Raw genomic sequence first — 21075 nt, 5'->3', positions numbered from 1 at the left:
TCGACGGTGTTCTGCAGTTACCAGGCCTTCGAGCCCGGTGATCGGGTGGTGGAGCGCCTGCACCTGGGTGTGCCGATGGCGAACACGCGGATGTATGTGCTGGACGAGGGCCTGCGGCCGGTCGTGCCCGGGGTGGTGGGCGAGCTGTATGTCGCCGGCAGCCATCTGGCTCGGGGCTATGTGGGCCGGTCGGCGCTGAGTGCCGAGCGGTTCGTCGCGGATCCGTTCGGTCCGGCCGGTGAGCGGATGTATCGGACGGGTGACCTGGCGCGGTGGAACGAGTTCGGTGAGGTGGTCTTCGAGGGGCGTGCGGACCAGCAGGTGAAGCTGCGTGGTTTCCGCATCGAGCTCGGTGAGATCGAGACCGCGCTCCTCGCCCATGACTCGGTGGCGCAGGCGGCGGTGATCGTGCGGGAGGACCGGCCCGGCGACAAGCGCCTCGTCGCCTACGTCGTTCCCGCGCCGGGGACCCGTATCGACACCGACGGCCTGCGACGCCACTGCGCGCGGCGGCTCGCCGAGTACATGGTCCCCTCCGCGTTCGTCGAGCTCGACGTCCTCCCCCTGACCGCCAACGGCAAGCTCGACCGCCGGGCCCTGCCCGCGCCCCGGCTCGGCACCGGGCCCGGCGGCCGGCAGGGCCGCACCCCCGTCGAGGAGGTGCTGTGCGGGCTCTTCGCCGACGCGCTCGGGCTGCCCGCCGTCTCCATCGACGACGACTTCTTCCGCCTCGGCGGGCACTCCCTGCTCGGTACGCGGCTGGTCAGCCGCATCCGGCACACGCTGGGGGCGCAGGTGTCCGTCCGCGACCTCTTCCGTCGCCCCTCCGTCGCCGGATTCGCCGAGTTCCTCGCCGACCCCGGTGCCGACGGGCGGGGGCGGCGGCCGGCCCTCGTGGCGGGCGAGCGGCCCGAACGGGTGCCGCTCTCCGCGGCCCAGCGCAGGCTCTGGTTCCTGGCCCAGATGGAGGGCGCGTCGGCCACGTACAACATCCCCCTCGCCGTACGCCTCACCGGCGTCCTCGACGCCGACGCGCTGCGGCTCGCCCTGGCCGACGTCGTCGGGCGGCACGAGGCGCTGCGCACGGTCTTCCCCGCCGAGCAGGGCACGCCCCACCAGGTGGTCGTGCCGGCCGCGGGGGCGCATCTCGACCTGCCGGTCATCCCGGCGACGCGCGACGCACTGCCCGCGGTCCTGCGCGACCTGTCCGCCACGACCTTCGACCTGGCCCGCGAACTGCCCGTCCGCGCCGACCTGGTGCGGATCGCGGACGACGAGCACGTGCTGCTCCTCGTGACCCACCACATCGCCTCCGACGGCTGGTCCAACACGCCCCTCATGCGGGACCTCGGCGCCGCCTACACCGCCCGCGCCCAGGGCACGGCGCCCGACTGGGAGCCGTTGCCCGTCCAGTACGCCGACTACGCCCTGTGGCAGCAGGCCCTGCTCGCCGCCGACGAGGAGCGGCAGCTCGACCACTGGCGCAAGGCGCTCGACCGGCTCCCGGAGGAGGTGACGCTGCCCGCAGACCGGGCCCGGCCGGCCACCGCCTCGTACCGGGGCGCCTCCCTCACCGTCCAGTGCCCCGCGGACCTGCACGCCGCGCTCACCCGGCTGGCCCGAGAGAACGGCACCACGCTCTTCATGGTGGCGCAGGCGGCCACCGCGGTCCTCCTGTCGCGTTCCGGCGCCGGCGCGGACATCCCGCTCGGCTCACCGGTCGCCGGACGGACCGACGAGGCCCTCGACGACCTGGTCGGCTTCTTCGTGAACACGCTGGTGCTGCGCACCGACGTCAGCGGCAATCCGACCTTCCGTGAGCTCCTGGAGCGGGTCCGGGCCACCGACCTGGCCGCCTGGGCCCACCAGGACGTGCCCTTCGACCGGCTCGTGGAGACCCTCAACCCCGAGCGTTCCGCCGCCCGCCACCCCCTCTTCCAGGTCATGCTCTCGGTCACCGACGCGGCCGGACCCGTGCCCCAACTCCCCGGTCTGCGAGCCGAGTCGGAGTTCACGGCTCTCGACATCGCCAAGTTCGACCTCACCTTCACCTTCCACGAGCACCGGGCGGCCGACGGCGACCCGGCCGGCCTGGGCATCACCGTCGAGTACGCCACCGACCTCTACGAGGCGGCCAGCGTCTCGGCCGTCACCGGGCGCCTGGTCCGGCTCCTCGAAGCGGCGGCCGGAGCCCCCGACATCCCGATCGGAGACCTCGATGTCCTGGCGGCCGACGAACGCGTCCAGCTCCTCGACACCTGGCACGGCGCCGCCCAGTCCCGTCCCGCCGCCTCGCTGCCGCAGCTGTTCGCCGCGCAGGTCGCCCGTACACCGGACGCCGTCGCCGTCACGCTCGGCGGAGAGCGGCTGACGTACGCGGAACTCGACCGGCGCGCCAACCGGCTGGCCCACCGGCTGATCGCCGAGGGCGTCCGGCCCGGATCGCGCGTGATCCTCTTCCTGGAACGCTCCCTGGAAGCCGTCGTGGCGATCCTCGCCGTGGTGAAGGCGGGCGCGGTGTACGTACCGCTGGACACCCGCTACCCCGCGGACCGCATCGAGCTGATCGTGCGGATGTCCGGCGGGACCCTGTTCCTCACCGACCGTGACCTCGTGGACCTCGAACTGCCTTCGGGTGCACGCATCATGACGCTCACTCAGGCGGTCGGGGGAGACCTGCCCGACACCGCCCCCGAGGTCGACGTCCACCCCGAGCAGCTCGCCTACGCGATGTTCACCTCGGGCTCGACCGGAGTGCCCAAGGGCGTCGCCGTCACCCACCGCAACATCACCGAGCTGGCCGCCGACACCCGGTTCACGGGCCACGCCCACCGCCGTGTGCTGCTGCACTCGCCGCTCGCCTTCGACGCCACGACCTACGAGCTGTGGGCGCCCCTGCTGTCCGGCGGCACCCTCGTGGTGGCCCCGCCCGGGCTGCTCGACACGGCGGCGCTGGCCTCGGTCCTCGCCGCGGAGTCGATCACCGGTCTGTGGCTGACGGTGGGTCTGTTCCGGCTGGTCGCGGAGGAGGACCCGGGTGCGTTCGCGGGGCTCGGCGAGGTGTGGACGGGCGGCGACGTGGTGCCGCCGGAGGCCGTACGCCGGGTCATGGAGGCCTGCCCGAACCTGACCGTGGTCAACGCGTACGGGCCGACGGAGACGACGACGTTCGCGACCTCGCACGAGATCCACCGCCCCTTCGACTACCAGGGCGCGCTGCCCATCGGCCGCCCCATCGACAACACCCGGCTCTACGTCCTCGACGAGCACCTCGGCCTGCTGCCCGCCGGCGTCCAGGGCGAGCTGTACATCGCGGGTACGGGACTCGCCCAGGGCTACCTCGACCGGCCGACGCTCACCGCCGAGCGGTTCGTCGCCGACCCGTACGGGCCGCCGGGCTCGCGGATGTACCGGACCGGCGACCTGGTGCGCTGGTCGAGGGAGGGCGAGATCGAGTACCTGGGGCGGGCGGACCAGCAGGTGAAGCTGCGCGGTTTCCGCATCGAGCCGGGCGAGATCGAATCGGCCCTCGTCGCCCACGACTCCGTGGCACAGGCCGCGGTGATCGTCCGCGAGGACCGGCCCGGCGACAAGCGGCTCGTCGCCTACCTCGTCGGCCACGGCGGCACCGCCCCGGACCCCGACCTGCTCCGCACCCACGCCGACGGCCTCCTGCCCGACTACATGGTCCCGTCCGCGTTCGTGGTCCTGGACGCCCTGCCGCTGACCTCCAACGGCAAGCTGGACCGCCGTGCCCTGCCCGCACCCGCCGCCACGCCCGTCAGCAGCGGCCGGCAGCCGCGCAACCCGCGCGAGGAAGTCCTGTGCGGCCTCTTCGCCGACGTCCTCGGCGTCCCCGCCGTCACCATCGACGACGACTTCTTCCGCCTCGGCGGGCACTCCCTGCTCGCCACCCGGCTCATCAGCCGGATCCGCACCGCCCTCGGGGCCGAACTCCCGGTCCCCACCCTCTTCGAGAACCCGAACGTGGCCGCCCTGGCCGAGCGACTCGACCGCGCCGAGACCGCGCGACCCAAGCTGCGGCCGATGCGCCGGATGGGAGCCTCCCAGTGATTCCCCTGTCATACGCCCAGCAGCGCCTGTGGTTCCTCGCCCAGCTCGAGGGCCCGTCGGCGACCTACAACATCCCGCTGGCCCTCCGCCTCACCGGCGCCCTCGACACCGAGGCGCTCACCCTGGCCCTCGGCGACGTGATCGCCCGGCACGAGAGCCTGCGCACCGTCTACCCGGAGCGCGACGGCACGCCGTACCAGGAGATACGCGAGGCCGGGGACGTACGGCTCGACCTGCCCGTCCTCACGGCGACGGAGGAGACCCTCGCGGACGTCCTCGCCGCCGAGTCGGCCCATGTCTTCGACCTGGCCGTCGACCTGCCGGTGGAGGCACGTCTGATCCGCCTCGCGAAGGAGGCCGGGCAGGCGGACACGGACGTCGACGAGCACGTCCTGCTCGTCGTCATGCACCACATCGCCTCCGACGGCTGGTCCATCGCCCCGCTGCTCCGCGACCTCGCCCACGCCTACCGGGCCCGCGTCGCCGGCGACGCCCCCGAGCAGGAACCCCTGGAGATCCAGTACGCCGACTACACCCTCTGGCAGCACGAACTGCTCGGCGAGGCCGACGCCGAGGACAGCGTCATGGCACGGCAGATCGGCTACTGGCGCGAGCGGCTGGCCGGACTCCCCGCCGAGGCCACCCTCCCGGCGGACCGGCCGCGCCCCGCCGTCGCCTCCTACCGCGGCGACACCCGCACCCTCCACTGCCCGCCCGCGACCCACGCGGCGCTCGTCGAGCTGGCCCGGGGGAGCGGGGCCACCCTGTTCATGGCGGCCCAGGCGGCGCTCGCGACCGTCCTCGCCGCCTCCGGCGCCGGCACCGACGTCCCCGTCGGCTCCCCGGTCGCGGGCCGCACCGACGAGGCCCTCGACGACCTCGTGGGCTTCTTCGTGAACACGCTGGTGCTGCGCACCGACGTCAGCGGCGACCCGACCTTCCGTGAGCTCCTGGAGCGGGTCCGGGCCACCGACCTGGCCGCCTGGGCGCACCAGGACCTGCCCTTCGACCGGCTCGTCGAGGCCCTCAACCCCGAGCGCACCGGCGACCGGCACCCCCTCTTCCAGGTGATGCTGACGCTGGTGCAGGCGGGAGCGAGCGCGTCGGGTACCTCGTCCGCCGGTGCCGACTTCCCGGGCCTCACGACACGTGCCGAGTACTCGCCCACCAGCACCGCCAAGTTCGACCTCACCGTCGGGTTCGACGAGCACCTCACCGAGGACGGCCGCCCCGGCGGTCTCGACATCACCGCCGAGTACGCCACCGACCTGTACGACCCCGAGACCGTCGAGGCGCTGCTCGCCCGGCTCGGCCGGCTGCTCGCCGAGGCCGTCGCCCACCCCGACACGCCCCTGTCCGGGCTCGACCTGCTCGACGCGGCCGAGCGCACCCTGCTCCTGGACACCTGGACGGGCCGCGCCACCCCGGTGCCGGACGCCTCCCTCGCGGCCCTCTTCACCGAGCAGGCCGTACGCACCCCGGACGCGGTGGCCCTCACCCAGGCCGGCCGCGGCTACACGTACGCCGAGGTGGACGCCCTCACCAACCGGTTCGCGCACCGCCTCGGCTCGCTCGGCGTGGGACCCGAGACCGTCGTCGCCGTCCTCATGGAACGCTCGGTCGACCTGGTCCTGTCCCTGCTCGCCATCACCAAGGCCGGCGGTGTGTACGCCCCGCTCAACGCCGTCGACCCGGCCTCCCGGCTCTCCCGCATCCTCGCCGACACCGCCGCGCCGGTCCTGCTCGTCGACCCGGCGCTCGCCGGTCACGAGATCCTCACCGAGGCGAGCGGCGTACGGATCGTCACGGTCGACGGGCTCGACCGGGACCCGGAGCTCGCCGCCCACCCGGAGACCGCCCCCGAGGTCGCCACACACCCCGACCAGTGGCTGTACGTGATGTTCACCTCGGGCTCGACGGGCGTGCCCAAGGGCGTCGCCATCACCCATCGGAACGTCGCCGAACTCGCCCTGGACCACCGCTGGACCAGGCCCGCCCACGCGCGCGTGCTCTTCCACTCCCCGCACACCTTCGACGCCACGACCTACGAACTGTGGGCGCCCTGGCTGACGGGCGGCACCGTCGCGGTCGCCCCGCCCGGCGTCCTCGACACGGCCGCGATGGCGGCGGTCCTCGCCGCGGAGTCGATCACCGGTCTGTGGCTGACCGCCGGTCTGTTCCGGCTGGTCGCGGAGGAGGACCCGGGTGCGTTCGCGGGCCTCGGCGAGGTGTGGACGGGCGGCGACGTGGTGCCGCCGGAGGCCGTACGCCGGGTCATGGAGGCCTGCCCGGACCTGACCGTGGTCAACGGCTACGGCCCCACGGAGACCACGACGTTCGCGACCTCCCACCCGGTCCGCCGGCCCTTCGACCACGACGGCGCGCTGCCCATCGGCCGTCCCCTCGACAACACCCGCCTGTACGTCCTCGACGACCACCTCGGCCTGGTCGCGCCCGGAGTCCCCGGCGAGCTCTACATCGCGGGCGCCGGACTCGCCCGCGGCTATCTGGGCCGCCCGGCCCAGACCGCCGAGCGGTTCGTCGCGGACCCGTACGGCTCCGCCGCCGGCTCGCGGATGTACCGGACCGGCGACCTGGTGCGCTGGTCGAGGGAGGGCGAGATCGAGTACCTGGGGCGGGCGGACCAGCAGGTGAAGCTGCGCGGTTTCCGCATCGAGCCGGGCGAGATCGAATCGGCCCTCGTCGCCCACGACTCGGTGGCACAGGCCGCGGTGATCGTCCGCGAGGACCGGCCGGGGGACAAGCGGCTCGTCGCCTACGTCGTCGGCAACGGCGGCAGTGGTGCCAGTGGCGGCAACGGTGGTGACGCCGGAGGCGCGAGCGGCGAGGTCGACACCGCAGCCCTGCGCCGGCACGCCGTCGACGCCCTGCCCGAGTACATGGTGCCGTCCGCCTTCGTCGTCCTGGACGCCCTGCCGCTGACCGGCAACGGCAAGCTCGACCGCCGCGCCCTGCCGCAGCCGGTGCTGACCGGCGAGAGCGACGGACGGGCCCCGCGCAACCCCGTCGAGGAGGTGCTGTGCGGTCTCTTCGCCGACATCCTCGGCCGGACCTCCGTCACCGTCGACGACCACTTCCTGCGCCTCGGCGGGCACTCCCTGCTCGCCACCCGGCTGGTCAGCCGGATCCGTGCCGCCCTCGGCGCCCGGATCACCGTCCGTGACATCTTCCAGCACCCGACCGTGGCCCAGCTCGCCGAGCTGGTCGCGGCGGGCAGCGGCGAGCCGGCCCGTCCCGCCCTGACGGTCCAGGACCGGCCCGAACGGGTGCCGCTGTCGTCGGCGCAGCAACGCCTGTGGTTCCTCGACCAGATGGAAGGCCCGTCGGCCACGTACAACATCCCGCTGGCCGTACGGCTCACCGGCGCCCTCGACACGGAGGCCCTGCGCCTCGCCCTCAACGACGTCGTCGTACGCCACGAATCCCTGCGGACCGTGTTCCGGACCGCCGACGGCGAGGCCCACCAGCACATCCTCGCCGCCGACGGGATCGACGTACCCCTGACGACGGCGAGGGCGACGGAGGAGAGCCTCCCGGGACTGCTCGCCGACGAGAGCGCCGGAGTCTTCGACCTGACCGCCGAACTGCCGATCCGTTCGGCCCTGTTCGAGCTGACGGCCGAGGAGCACGTCCTCATGGTCGTCACCCACCACATCGCCTCCGACGGCTGGTCGAACGCCCCCTTCTTCGCCGACCTCGGCCGCGCCTACGAGGCCCGCGGCGCGGGCGCCGCGCCCGACTGGGCGCCGCTCCCGGTCCAGTACGCCGACTACACCCTGTGGCAGCGCGATCTCCTCGGCGCCGAACAGCTTCCCCAACTCGACCACTGGAAGAAGGCGTTGGCCGGCCTCCCCGAGGAGGTCACGCTGCCGGCGGACCGGCCGCGGCCCGCCGTCGCCTCCTACCAGGGCGCCACCCTCACCGTGTCCTGCCCCGCCCCGGTCCACCGGGCGCTGACCGGGCTCGCACGGGAGACCGGCACCACCGCCTTCATGGTGGCCCAGGCCGCCGTGGCCACCGTGCTCTCACGGTGTGGTGCCGGCACAGATGTCCCGATCGGTTCGCCGGTCGCGGGGCGGACGGATCAGGCTCTCGATGATCTCGTGGGCTTCTTCGTCAATACGTTGGTTCTGCGTACGGATGTGGGTGGTGATCCCACCTTCCGTGAGGTGTTGGGCCGGGTGCGGGAAACGGATCTTTCCGCGTGGGCTCATCAGGACCTTCCGTTCGACCGGCTCGTCGAGGTGCTCAATCCGGAGCGCTCGGCGTCTCGGCATCCGTTGTTCCAGGTGATGCTCACCGTGGGTGACACGGCGGTGGGCGCACCTGGGCTCGGGGGTCTGCGGGCGGAGTTCGTGGCTCCCGAGCTGCGGATCGCCAAGTTCGATCTGACCTTCGCGTTCGGTGAGCGACGTGCGGCGGACGGGAGCCCGGACGGGCTCGACATCACCGTCGAGTACGCCACCGACCTCTACGAGCGGTCCACGGCCGAGGCCGTCGCGCACCGCCTCACCCGCCTCCTGACGGACGCGGTGGCCGACCCCGACCGGCCGATCTCCCGGCTGGCGCTGCTCAGCGACGAGGAGGACCGGCGCCTGACCGAGTGGTCGGGACCGGCCACCGACGCGCCCCGCCTCGGTCTGGACGGTCTGTTCACGGGGCAGGCGGCGCGGTCGCCGGAGGCGACGGCGCTGGTCTTCGAGGACCAGGTCGTCTCGTACGGGGAGCTGGACGTCTGGTCGAACCGGCTGGCTCGTCATCTGACGGGCCGGGGTGTGCGCCCGGGTGACCTGGTGGGTGTGCATGTGGAGCGTTCGCCGCAGATGGTGGCCGCGCTGCTGGCCGTACTGAAGGCGGGCGCCGGGTACACGATGCTGGACCCGCTGTTCCCCGTGGAGCGGCTGAACGGTGTCCTTGAGCAGGTGGCGCCGGCCGCCCTCCTCACCCAGTCGCATCTGTCGACGCTGTCGACGAGCGCGGTGGTGGTCGATCTGACGGCCGAGATCGCCGAGGTGAGCGGGCAGTCGGGCGCGGCGGTGGAGACGGGCGGGTCGCCGGAGTCGGTGGCGTGCGTGATGTTCACGTCGGGTTCGACGGGTCTGCCGAAGGGCGTGATGGCCTCGCACCGTGCGCTGGCCGCGACCTTCGTCGGCCCGGACTATCTGGCCTTCGGCCCGGAGCAGACGTTCCTGCAGTGCTCGCCCGTGTCGTGGGACGCCTTCGCCCTGGAGGTCTTCGGCCCGCTGCTGCACGGCGGGGTGTGTGTCCTCCAGCCCGGGCAGCACACGGACCCGTACCTGATCGCGGAGCTGGTGGAACAGCACCAGGTCACCACGCTTCAGATGTCCGCGAGCCTCTTCAACCACATGCTCGACGAGTATCCGGCGGTCTTCAGGGGGATCCGCGAGGCCATGACGGCGGGCGAGGCCGCCTCACCCGCGCACGTCACCCGCGCCCTCACCGACCACCCGCAGCTGCATCTCCTGAACGGTTACGGTCCGGCGGAGAGCATGGGGTTCACGACGGTGTTCGTGATCGAGCCGGGGGTGGCCGCGGGTGCGGCGAGCATTCCGGTGGGCGGCCCGCTGGCCGGCAAGCACGCCTACGTCCTGGACGCGAACCTGGAGCTGGTGGCTCCGGGTGTGCCGGGGGAGTTGTACGTCGCCGGGCACGGTCTCGCCCACGGCTACATCGGCCAGTCGGCTCTCACGGCGGACCGTTTCGTCGCCAACCCCTACGGCCCGGCCGGCGCGCGGATGTACCGCACGGGTGACCTGGCCCGGTGGAACGAGCAGGGCGCCCTGGAGTACCTGGGTCGTGGTGACGAGCAGATCAAGCTCCGTGGCTTCCGCATCGAACCCGGTGAGATCGAGGCCGCGTTGATGGCACACGATTCGGTGGTTCAGGCCGCCGCGGTGGTACGGGAGGACCGGCCCGGCGACAAGCGTCTGGTCGCGTACGTGGTCGGTGAGGTGGCGCCTGAGGAGCTGCGCCGGCACGTCGCCGCCCGCCTGCCCGAACACCTCGTGCCCTCGGCCTTCGTGGTCCTGGACGCCCTGCCTCGTACCGTCAACGGCAAGCTCGACCGCCGCGCCCTCCCCGCCCCCGACGACACCACCGCCTCGGAAGGGGGCCGAGCACCTCGTAACCCGGCCGAGGAGATCCTCTGCGGACTCTTCGCCGACAACCTCGGACTCGAATCCGTCTCCATCGACGACAACTTCTTCCACCGCGGCGGACACTCCCTCCGCGCCACCAAACTCACCTCCAGGATCCGCGACGCCTTCGGCGTGCGGCTCGGGGTGCGGGAGATCTTCCAGCACCCGACCGTGGCGCGGCTCGCCGAGCTGATCGCGGTGAGCGGCGGCGGCGAGGAAGAGCGCCCCGCGCTGGTGGCGGGGGAGCGGCCCGAGCGGCTCCCGCTGTCCTCCGCCCAGCAACGCCTCTGGTTCCTCGACCAGTTGGAAGGGCCCTCGCCCACGTACAACATCCCGCTGGCCGTACGGCTCACCGGCGCCATCGACGTGGAGGCCCTGCGTCTCGCCCTCGTCGATGTCGTCGCACGCCACGAATCCCTTCGGACCTCCTTTCCTTCCGAGGGTGGCTCGCCGCACCAGGCGATCCGCTCTCTCGCGGCGACCGACCTCGCGCTCCCGGTGACCCCGGTGACGGAGGAGGCGCTGCCCCAGGTGCTGGCCGGACTGTCCGGCGCCACGTTCGACCTCTCCACCGATCTGCCCATCCGCGCGGATCTGCTGGAGCTGTCCCCCGGGAAGCACGTGCTTCTGGTGGTGATGCACCACATCGCCTCCGACGGCTGGTCGAACGGCCCGCTCCTGCGGGACCTCGCCACGGCGTACACGGCCCGCGGCGCGGGCGCCGCGCCCGACTGGGCGCCGCTCCCGGTCCAGTACGCCGACTACACCCTGTGGCAGCGGAGTCTCCTCGCCATCGATGAGGAGCGCCAAGTCGCCTTCTGGCGACAGCAGTTGGCCGAACTGCCCGAGGAGGCGACACTGCCCGCGGACCGGCCGCGGCCGGCCGTCGCCTCCTATCGCGGGGCCACCCACAAGGTGACCGCCCCCGCGCACACGCACGCTGCCCTGACCGGGCTGGCGCGCGAGACCGGAACCACCCTGTTCATGGTCGCTCAGGCCGCTGTCGCCACCCTCCTGTCACGGTGTGGTGCCGGCAGTGACGTCCCGATCGGTTCGCCGGTCGCGGGGCGGACGGATCAGGCTCTCGACGATCTCGTGGGCTTCTTCGTCAATACGTTGGTTCTGCGTACGGATGTGGGTGGTGATCCCACCTTCCGTGAGGTGTTGGGCCGGGTGCGGGAAACGGATCTTTCCGCGTGGGCTCATCAGGACCTTCCGTTCGACCGGCTCGTCGAGGTGCTCAATCCGGAGCGCTCGGCGTCTCGGCATCCGTTGTTCCAGGTGATGCTCACCGTGGGTGACACGGCGGTGGGCGCACCTGGGCTCGGGGGTCTGCGGGCGGAGTTCGTGGCTCCTGAGCTGCGGATCGCCAAGTTCGATCTGACCTTCGCGTTCGGTGAGCGGCGTGCGGCGGACGGGAGCCCGGACGGGCTCGACATCACCGTCGAGTACGCCACCGACCTCTACGGCCCCGAAACGATCACACGTCTGCTCGACCGCATGCTGCTGCTCCTGGAGTCCGCCGCGACCGAGCCCGACGCCCGCGTCGGCGCGATGGCCCTCCTCCAGGAGGACGAGAAGGCACAGCTCGCCGCGTGGGCCGGCGCACGGACCGACGGCCCGGAACTGGGTCTGGACGGTCTGTTCACGGGGCAGGCGGCGCGGTCGCCGGAGGCGACGGCGCTGGTCTTCGAGGACCAGGTCGTCTCGTACGGGGAGTTGGACGTCTGGTCGAACCGGCTGGCTCGTCATCTGACGGGCCGGGGTGTGCGCCCGGGTGACCTGGTGGGTGTGCATGTGGAGCGTTCGCCGCAGATGGTGGCCGCGCTGCTGGCCGTACTGAAGGCGGGTGCCGGGTACACGATGCTCGATCCGCTGTTCCCCGTGGAGCGGCTGAACGGTGTCCTTGAGCAGGTGGCGCCGGCCGCCCTCCTCACCCAGTCGCATCTGCCGCAGCTCGCCACGGAGGCGGTGGTGGTCGACCTGACTGCTGAGATCGCCGAGGTCAGTGGGCTCTCCGGGGCCTCCGTGGAGACGGGCGGATCGCCCGAATCCGTCGCGTGCGTGATGTTCACGTCGGGTTCGACGGGTCTGCCGAAGGGCGTGATGGCCTCGCACCGTGCGCTGGCCGCGACCTTCGTCGGCCCGGACTATCTGGCCTTCGGCCCGGAGCAGACGTTCCTGCAGTGCTCGCCCGTGTCGTGGGACGCCTTCGCCCTGGAGGTCTTCGGCCCGCTGCTGCACGGCGGGGTGTGTGTCCTCCAGCCCGGGCAGCACACCGATCCCCATCTGATCGCGGAGCTGGTGGAGCAGCACGGGGTCACCTCGCTCCAGATGTCCGCGAGCCTCTTCAACCACATGCTCGACGAACACCCCCAGACCTTCGCCCACGTCAAGGAGGCCATGACCGCCGGAGAAGCGGCGTCCCCGACCCACACGGCCCGGGCTCTGTCCGACCACCCGCAGCTGCATCTCCTGAACGGTTACGGTCCGGCGGAGAGCATGGGGTTCACGACGGTGTTCGTGATCGAGCCGGGGGTGGCCGCGGGTGCGGCGAGCATTCCGGTGGGCGGCCCGCTGGCCGGCAAGCACGCCTACGTCCTGGACGCGAACCTGGAGCTGGTGGCTCCGGGTGTGCCGGGGGAGTTGTACGTCGCCGGGCACGGTCTCGCCCACGGCTACATCGGCCAGTCGGCTCTCACGGCGGACCGTTTCGTCGCGAACCCCTACGGCCCGGCCGGCGCGCGGATGTACCGCACGGGTGACCTGGCCCGGTGGAACGAGCAGGGCGCCCTGGAGTACCTGGGTCGTGGTGACGAGCAGATCAAGCTCCGTGGCTTCCGCATCGAACCCGGTGAGATCGAGGCCGCGTTGATGGCACACGATTCGGTGGTTCAGGCCGCCGCGGTGGTACGGGAGGACCGGCCCGGCGACAAGCGTCTGGTCGCGTACGTGGTCGGTGAGGTGGCGCCTGAGGAGCTGCGCCGGCACGTCGCCGCCCGCCTGCCCGAACACCTCGTGCCCTCGGCCTTCGTGGTCCTGGACGCCCTGCCTCGTACCGTCAACGGCAAGCTCGACCGCCGCGCCCTCCCCGCCCCCGACGACACCACCGCCTCGGAAGGGGGCCGAGCACCCCGTAACCCGGCCGAGGAGATCCTCTGCGGACTCTTCGCCGACAACCTCGGACTCGAATCCGTCTCCATCGACGACAACTTCTTCCACCGCGGCGGACACTCCCTCCGCGCCACCCGCCTCATCAGCCGCATCCGCGCCGTCTGGGACACCCGCATCACCATCAGCGACCTGTTCCGGAGCCCCACGCCGGCCCTGCTCGCCGAGCAGATCGCGGCGGGCAGCGGCGACGACCCCCTCGGCACCGTGCTGCCCATCCGGGCCGTCGCGGAGACGAACTCCGGTGAACCGCCCCTGTTCTGCGTCCACGCCGTGTCAGGCGTGAGCTGGGGGTACGCCGGTCTGCTGCCCCACCTCGACCAGGACCGGCCGGTCGTCGCGCTCCAGGCCCGCAGGCTCGGCGGCCCGCACGACGCGCCGTCCTCCATCGAGGAGATGGCCGACGACTACCTCGCCGAGATCCGCAGGATCCAGCCGCACGGCCCGTACCACCTGCTCGGCTGGTCGTTCGGCGGTCTGGTCGCGCACGCCGTGGCGGCCAGGCTTGAGGCGGCGGGGGAGGACGTGGCCCTGCTGGCCCTGCTCGACTCGTATCCGCTGCCCGACGGGTTCCGCGCGCCGGAGATCGACGGCCGACACGTGCTGACCGCCCTGCTCGGCTCCGCCGGCGAGGACGTGGAGGTGCGCTGCGCGGACACGACACCGGACATCGGCGAACTCGCCGCCGCGCTGCGCCGGTCGGACCCGGTGCTCGGCGCCCTCGAACACGCGCAGGCGGCGGCCGTCGTGGCGGCCACCCTCGACAACCTGCGGATGCGGTACCGGTACGTGCCGGACGTCCGGTTCTGCGGCGACGCGGTGTTCTTCGACGCCACCGGCACTCCGGCCGCCTCGTCGGGGGCCGAGGCCTGGGCGCCGTACGTCACCGGACGGGTCGAGGAGTTCGCCGTCGACTGCGAGCACGCCCGGATGACCGAGGCGGAGCCGCTGCGGGAGATCGGCCGGGTCCTGGCCCGGCGACTGAGGCCCGCCCGTACCGCCCGTATCTGAACACCTGGACGGCCAGGGGCCCGTACGGCAGCACCACCGCCTTACGGGCCCCGGCGCGTCCGGCTTCTGACGGGCCACGGCTTGCCCGCGCCCGCCCTCCGTGCCCCGGCGCGTCCTCCCCCCCGTGCCCCGGTGTACCGGCCCCGCGTGTCCCCCGCCCGTCGGCCGCGCGCCTAACTGCCCGCATACTGCCGCCCGACCAGCCGGATCCCGGCCTTCGCGGTGCCTAGCGTGTGGGTGTCCGCACGATCGGCCAGGCCCTGTGAGTGGTGCGGTCCGGCCCCCAGAGGAAGTCAAGGACATGGTGGATCATTCCGGTTGGCGGGTCGGCGTCGCCTCGGCCCCCATACATCACGGCGAAATTCTCCAGGGCGTCTTTCCGCACCAGGGCCAGCTCACCCGGGGACTGGTCACCCTGCCGTGCACCGTTTACACCACCCGGGCCTCGTTCATCCCCGCGCGGGGCGAGGAGCTGACCGTCTACCCGACGTGGAAGACCAAGGCGCGGCGGGCCGCCCAGCTCACCGCCGAGGCCTGCCTCCCGCCCGGGGAGGGACCGGTCGGCGGGCATCTCGAACTCACCGGCGACGTGCCGCTCTGCCGCGGCTTCGGCTCCTCCACGAGCGACGTCCTGGCCGCGGTCTGGGCCGTCCAGGACGCCCTGGTGTCCCCGCTGCCCCCCGAGGAGATCGCCAGGATCGCGGTGCGGGCCGAGACGGCGTCCGACTCCCTCATGTTCAACGAGAGTTCGGTGCTGTTCGCGCAGCGCGAGGGCAAGGTCATCGAGGACTTCGGGTACCGCATGCCGGCCGTGCGGGTCCTCGGCTTCGGCTCGCGGCCCGAGAACGAGGGCAAGGGGGTCGACACACTGGCCTTCCCGCCCGCCGAGTACGGCGGCGCCGAACTCGAACTCTTCGCCGAACTCCAGGTGATGCTGCGCGAGGCCATCCACACCAAGGACGTCGCCCTCGTCGGCGCCGTCGCCACCGCCAGCACCGACATCAACCAGCGGCACCTGCCCATCCCCCGCCTCGACGGCCTGCGCTCCATCGTGCGCGAGACCGGCGCCCTCGGCATCCAGGCCGCGCACAGCGGGGACATCGCCGGGCTCCTCTACGACCGCGACGACCCCGAGGTCGAGGCCCGCACCGAGCACGCCCAGCGACTGCTGCACAACATCGGCATCCACGAGCAGTGGATCTTCACGACGGGTGACTGACATGACTACGACCACGATCGCGGGCGTCGGCAGGCTGCACGACTCGGTGGTGGACGCCACCGAACTGCCCCGCATCATCCAGGTGACCGACAACCTCTACGCTGCGGCGTTCAGCCTGATGAAGCTGCTGCCGGCGCGCTTCATCATCGACCGGGCCGAGGCCGCCGGACTGCTGCGGCCCGGCAGCAGGGTCATCGAGACCTCCTCCGGCACCTTCGCCCTCGGCCTGGCGATGGTGTGCCGGCTGCGCGGCTACGACCTGACCATCGTCGGCGACTCCGCCATCGACCGCGACCTGCGCAACCGGCTGGAGATGCTGGGCGCCACCGTCGAGATCGTCGAGTACGCCGGGCAGAGCGGCGGCATCCAGGGCGCCCGCCTCGCCCGCCTCGAGGAACTGCGCCGGCTCCACCCCGACAGCTTCGTGCCCGGCCAGTACGACAACCCCGACAACCCCGGCGCGTACGCCGTGGTCGCCGACCTCATCGGGGAGACCGTCGGCTCCGTGGACTGCCTGGTGGGCCCGGTCGGCTCCGGCGGCTCCACCGGCGGCCTCGCCGCCGCCCTGCGCCCCGCCGACCCGGCGCTGCACCTCGTCGGGGTGGACACCCACGGCTCGATCATCTTCGGCTCGCCCGACGGACCGCGCACCCTGCGCGGACTCGGCAGCAGCATCCACCCGGGAAACGTGCGCCACAGCGCCTACGACGAGGTGCACTGGGTCACCGCCCCCGAGGCCTTCCACGCGACCCACGAACTCTTCCGCAACCACGGGCTGTTCATGGGACCCACCAGCGGCGCCTCCTTCCAGGTCGCCTCCTGGTGGGCCGCGCGCAACCCTGACAGCAAGGTCGTCATGGTGCTGCCCGACGAGGGCTACCGCTACCAGTCCACCGTCTACCACGCCGACTGGCTGCGCGAGCAGGGCATCGAGCCGGCGCCGGCCCCCGGCGGCCCGGTCACCGTCGACCACCCGCTGGACGCCCCGTCCTCGTGGACCCGGCTGGTGTGGGCCCGCCGCGGCTTCGACGACGTGATGACGCCGGAGGTCCACGACCTCGGTGACGTGATCGCCCGGGACGTCCCCGGCCTCGGTGACCCGGCGACGCCGGAGGTCCGGTCGTGACCACCCCGCTGCTGCTCCTCGTCGAGTCCAACACCACCGGCACGGGGCGCCAGTTCGCCGCCCGGGCCCGCGACCTCGGAGTCGTACCCGTCCTCCTGAGCGCCGATCCCGCCCGCTACCCCTACGCCGCCGAGGACGGGCTGCGCACCGTCGTCGTGGACACCGCGGACGACGACGCCCTGTGGTTCGCCGTGACCGGCCTCGCCGCCGCCGCGCCGGTCGCCGGGGTCCTCTCCAGCTCCGAGTACTACGTCGCCACGGCCGCCGGAATCGCCGCGCGCCTCGGGCTTCCCGGCCCGTCCGCCGACGCCGTCCGCGCCTGCCGCGACAAGGCCGCGCAGCGCCGCACCCTGGCCGAGGCCGGGGTGCCCGTGCCGCGCTTCTCGGTGGCCGGCGACGTCGCCGAGGCGATCGCCGCCGCACAGTGGCTCGGCGGCCCGGTCGTCGTCAAGCCGGTGCAGGGATCGGGGAGCCTGGGCGTACGCCTGTGCCGCGACCGGGACGAGGTGGCGGGCCACGCGAAGGGCCTGCTGGCCGCCACCGTCAACGAACGCGGTCTGCGCACCCCGGGAGTGGTCCTCGTCGAGCAGTACCTGACCGGGCGCGAGTTCTCGGTGGAGGTCTTCGGCGAGGAGGCCGTCGTCACGGTCGCCAAACACGTCGGCGCGCCCCCGGTGTTCGTCGAGACGGGGCACGACGTGCCCGCCGTCCTGCCCGCCGCACAGTCCGCCGCGCTCGTCGACACGGCCGTGCGCGCCGTCCGGGCCCTCGGCCTGGGCTGGGGCGCGGCCCATGTCGAGCTCCGGCTCGACGGCGACGTCGCCCGCGTCATCGAGGTCAACCCGCGGCTGGCCGGCGGCATGATCCCGGAGCTCGTGCGCCGGGCACGCGGCGTCGACCTGGTCGGCGCCCAGGTGCGGGCCGCGCTCGGCGAGCGCGTCGACCTCGCCGGTACGCCGGCCGCCGCGGGCGCGGCCTCGATCCGCTTCCTGACGGCCGGCACCGACAGTGTCCTCGCGGACGTCGCCGCCGCGGAGTCGGCGGCCCGCGCCGTGCCCGGTGTCGTCGACACCGCCCTCTACCGCCCGGCCGGGACCACGGTCGTGCCGGCCGAGGACTTCCGGGGACGGGTGGGCCATGTGATCGCGGCCGGTACGGCTCCGGAGGAGTCGGCCGAGGCCGCCGAGACCGCGCTCACGCGGGGACTCGCCACAGCGCTGACGCCGGTGACGGCGCAGACGGCGCCGACCACGGTGACATCGCCGACTCCGGTGACGCCGTCGACTCCGGTGACGCCGAGCGTGTCCGTGAGGGAGGCGGTGCCGGCATGAGCGGCAGCGTCACCGGTACGAGCGGCACGCAGGAGGCGGGCGTCCACACCGGGCGGCTCCGCACCGGGCTCGACCCGCGCGCCCACCGCATCGTCTACGACCAGTACCGCACCGACGACGGCGACCCGGTGGGCGACGAACTGCGGCTGATCAGCGAGGTCGACCGGGCCCATCTGGTGATGCTCGCCGAGCGCGGCATCGTCGACGCGAGCCGCGCCGCGGCCCTCCTCGACACCGTCGACGCCCTGCGCTCCGAGGACTTCGGCCCCGTACGGGCCCGCCCCATGCCGCGCGGCCTGTACCTGGCGTACGAGGGCTGGCTCGTCGACCGGCTCGGCCAGGAGACCGGTGGGGTGCTGCACACCGGGCGCTCCCGCAACGACCTCAACGCCACCACCGTACGGCTCAAGGTGCGCGGCCCCTACGGGCAGCTTCTGGACGAAGTGGCCGAGCTGGCGCGGGTCCTGCTCGACAAGGGGGAGGAGTACCGGGACGTCACCATGCCCGCGTACACCCACGGCCAGCCCGCCGTGCCCATCAGCTACGGCCACTATCTGACCGGGGTCGCGGGCGGCGTGCTGCGCTCGCTCGCCGGGCTGCTCGACGCCGGCCGGGAGATCGACGTCAACCCGCTCGGCGCGGGAGCCGTCGGCGGCACCTCCGTGGCGGTGGACCCGGCCCGTACCGCGGACCTCCTCGGCTTCACCGCCGCCGTGCCCAACTCGGTCGACGCGGTCGCCTCCCGCGACTTCGTGCTGCGCATGCTCTCCGCCGCCGCCGTCCTGGGCGTCCTCATGGCCCGGGTGGCCCGGGACCTGACCTGGTGGACGACCGAGGAGTTCGGGCTGCTCCGGATGGACGACGACCTGGTCGGCTCCAGCTCGATGATGCCGCAGAAGCGCAACCCCTTCCTGCTCGAACACATCCAGGGCCGCTCGACGGCCGCCCTCGCCGGGTTCACCGGCGCCGCGGCGGCCATGTCCACCGCCGGCTACACCAACGCCATCGCCGTCGGCACCGAGGCCGCCCGCCATCTGTGGCCCGGTCTCGCCGACACCACCCAGGCGGTGACGCTGCTCCGGCTCGTCGTCGACGGGGCGGAACCCGACCGCGACCGGATGCGCGACCGCGCCCGGGAGGGCTTCACCTCGGCGACCTACCTCGCCGAACGCCTCGTCGTCGACGGCATCCCCTTCCGCACCGCCCACCACCTGGTCGGCGAGACCGTCCTCGGCGCCCTCGACAGCGGTACGCCGCTGTCCGACGCGGCGCGCGCCCAGCCCGACGTGGCCGCGGCCGCCGCCGGATACCCGGCCGACTGGCTCGACCCGGAGACCGTGGCCGCCGCCTGCGCCCACGGTGGTGGCCCCGGCGGCACCGCGCCGGCCGAGGCCCTGGCCCGGGCACGGAGCGAACTCGCCGCCCTCACCGCCGAGTCGGCGGCCCGACGCGCCCGCTGGTCCGGCGCCGCCGAGCGCCTGTCGGCCGAGGCCGCCAAGGTGGTCCGCGCCGCGTCGGACGACGTGCCGCCCGAGGCCGCCGCGAAGGTGGTGGCCGCCCGATGAACGCGCGGCGCCGGGACGGGCTGCTGCGGCAGCGCGACTTCCGGCTCCTGTGGGCGGGGGAGACCACCAGCCGCTTCGGCAGCAACATCACCGGTGTCGCCATGCCGCTGGTGGCCGTGGTCACCCTCGAAGCGAGCACCTTCTGGGTGAGCGCCCTGGCCGCGGCCGCCTGGGTGCCCTGGCTCCTGCTCGGGCTCCCCGCGGGCGCCTGGGTGGACCGGCTGCCGCGCCGCCCGCTGATGGTGGCCTGCAACGTGGGCTCCCTGGTGCTCCTGCTCAGCGTGCCGGCCGCCGCCTGGCTCGATGTGCTGACCATGACGCAGCTGCTCGTGGTCTCCCTGCTCACCGGGGTCGCGAACGTCTTCTTCTCCATCGCCTACCGGGTGTACGTGCCGTTCGTCGTCCCCCGCGAGCACCTCACCGAGGCCAACGCCAAGCTCCAGGGCAGCGAATCGGCCGCGCAGCTCGCCGGGCTCGGCGGCGGCGGTGTCCTGGCCGGCGCGTTCGGAGCCGTCAACGGCCTCCTCGCCGACGCCGCGACCTTCCTCGTCTCCACCCTGTGCCTGCTCGGCATCCGCGGGAAGGAACCGGTGCCGGAGCGACCCGAACGGCCCCAGGCCCTGCGCAAGGACGTCGCGGAGGGCCTGCGGCACACCGTGCGCGACCCGTACCTGCGCGTCCTGACCACGTACGGCACCGTCACCAACCTGCTGCTCACCGGCTACCAGGCCATCATCACCGTGTTCCTCGTGCGGGAACTCCACGTCGGCGAGGCCGCGGTGGGCTGGCTGCTGGCCGGCAGCAGCGTCGGCGGACTGCTCGGCGCCGTCGTCGCCACCCCCATGGCACGCCGCTTCGGCACCGCCCGCGGCATGCTGCTCTGCAAGTTCGCCACGGCCCCGTTCGGGCTGCTCATCCCGCTGGCCGAACCGGGCTGGCGGGTCGTGCTGTTGCCCGTCGGCGGCGCCGTGCTCGCCCTGGGCGTGGTGTCCGCCAACGTCATCCAGGGCGCGTTCCGCCAGCAGTACTGCCCGCCGCAGCTGCTCGGCCGGATCACCGCCAGCGTCTCCGTCGCCAACTTCGGCGCGATTCCCATCGGTTCGCTGCTCGGCGGTGTGCTCGGCGGGGTGCTCGGGCTGCGGCCCGCGCTGTGGCTGCTCACCGCCGGCCTCGCGGTCAGCTCCGCACTGCTGCTCGCCGGCCCCCTGCGGGCCCGCAGGGACCTGCCCACCGAACCGCCGGCGCAACCACCCGCCCCACCTCCCGTCCCCCCACGCACCCGACCGCCCGCCGATTCCACCGAGCCGGGAGATGCGCCCGAGCCGGCGGATTCCCCCGGTCCGGCCGACCGGCGGGCCCTCCGGTACGCCGTTCCCGAACAAGGCTGATCCGTCCCGAC

The 21075-nt window shown here is 73.1% G+C and carries 7 protein-coding genes; all 7 read left to right on the top strand.

All coding sequences use genetic code 11. The annotated features are described in order from the left end of the window. The first annotated feature begins 6 nt into the window (after positions 1-6). The 7 genes from ACIP8Z_RS29745 (at position 7) to ACIP8Z_RS29715 (ending at position 21064) form a co-directional block, all read left to right on the top strand. The gene (locus ACIP8Z_RS29745; protein WP_402088904.1) at positions 7-4074 is read left to right on the top strand and encodes an amino acid adenylation domain-containing protein; all 4068 of its coding nucleotides are present in this window, start codon (positions 7-9) and stop codon (positions 4072-4074) included. Next, on the top strand, positions 4071-14435 hold the full coding sequence (locus tag ACIP8Z_RS29740; protein WP_402088871.1) for an amino acid adenylation domain-containing protein: 10365 nt from the start codon (positions 4071-4073) through the stop codon (positions 14433-14435). The genes ACIP8Z_RS29745 and ACIP8Z_RS29740 overlap by 4 nt, the downstream gene beginning before the upstream one ends. Positions 14436-14736: 301 nt before the next feature. Continuing rightward, the gene (locus ACIP8Z_RS29735; RefSeq protein ID WP_383867391.1) at positions 14737-15654 is read left to right on the top strand and encodes a kinase; all 918 of its coding nucleotides are present in this window, start codon (positions 14737-14739) and stop codon (positions 15652-15654) included. Between the two features lies 1 nt (position 15655). Continuing rightward, positions 15656-16780, top strand: coding sequence for a PLP-dependent cysteine synthase family protein (locus ACIP8Z_RS29730; protein ID WP_402088869.1), 1125 nt, complete (start codon positions 15656-15658; stop codon positions 16778-16780). After that, a complete protein-coding gene (locus tag ACIP8Z_RS29725; RefSeq protein WP_402088867.1) occupies positions 16777-18111 on the top strand; it encodes an ATP-grasp domain-containing protein in 1335 nt (444 codons plus the stop codon). The genes ACIP8Z_RS29730 and ACIP8Z_RS29725 overlap by 4 nt, the downstream gene beginning before the upstream one ends. Next, positions 18108-19676 (top strand): argininosuccinate lyase, encoded by a 1569-nt coding sequence (gene argH / locus ACIP8Z_RS29720; protein ID WP_402088865.1) that lies wholly within the window; start codon positions 18108-18110, stop codon positions 19674-19676. Before ACIP8Z_RS29725 ends, argH begins: the two co-directional genes overlap by 4 nt. Next, positions 19673-21064, top strand: coding sequence for an MFS transporter (locus ACIP8Z_RS29715; RefSeq protein ID WP_402088862.1), 1392 nt, complete (start codon positions 19673-19675; stop codon positions 21062-21064). The genes argH and ACIP8Z_RS29715 overlap by 4 nt, the downstream gene beginning before the upstream one ends. Positions 21065-21075 lie beyond the last annotated feature (11 nt).

The organism is Streptomyces sp. NPDC088553, assembly GCF_044752965.1.
Lineage (GTDB): Bacteria > Actinomycetota > Actinomycetes > Streptomycetales > Streptomycetaceae > Streptomyces.
Note: the sequence above shows the minus strand (reverse complement) of the source record. Positions and strands in the feature narration are given on the sequence as shown.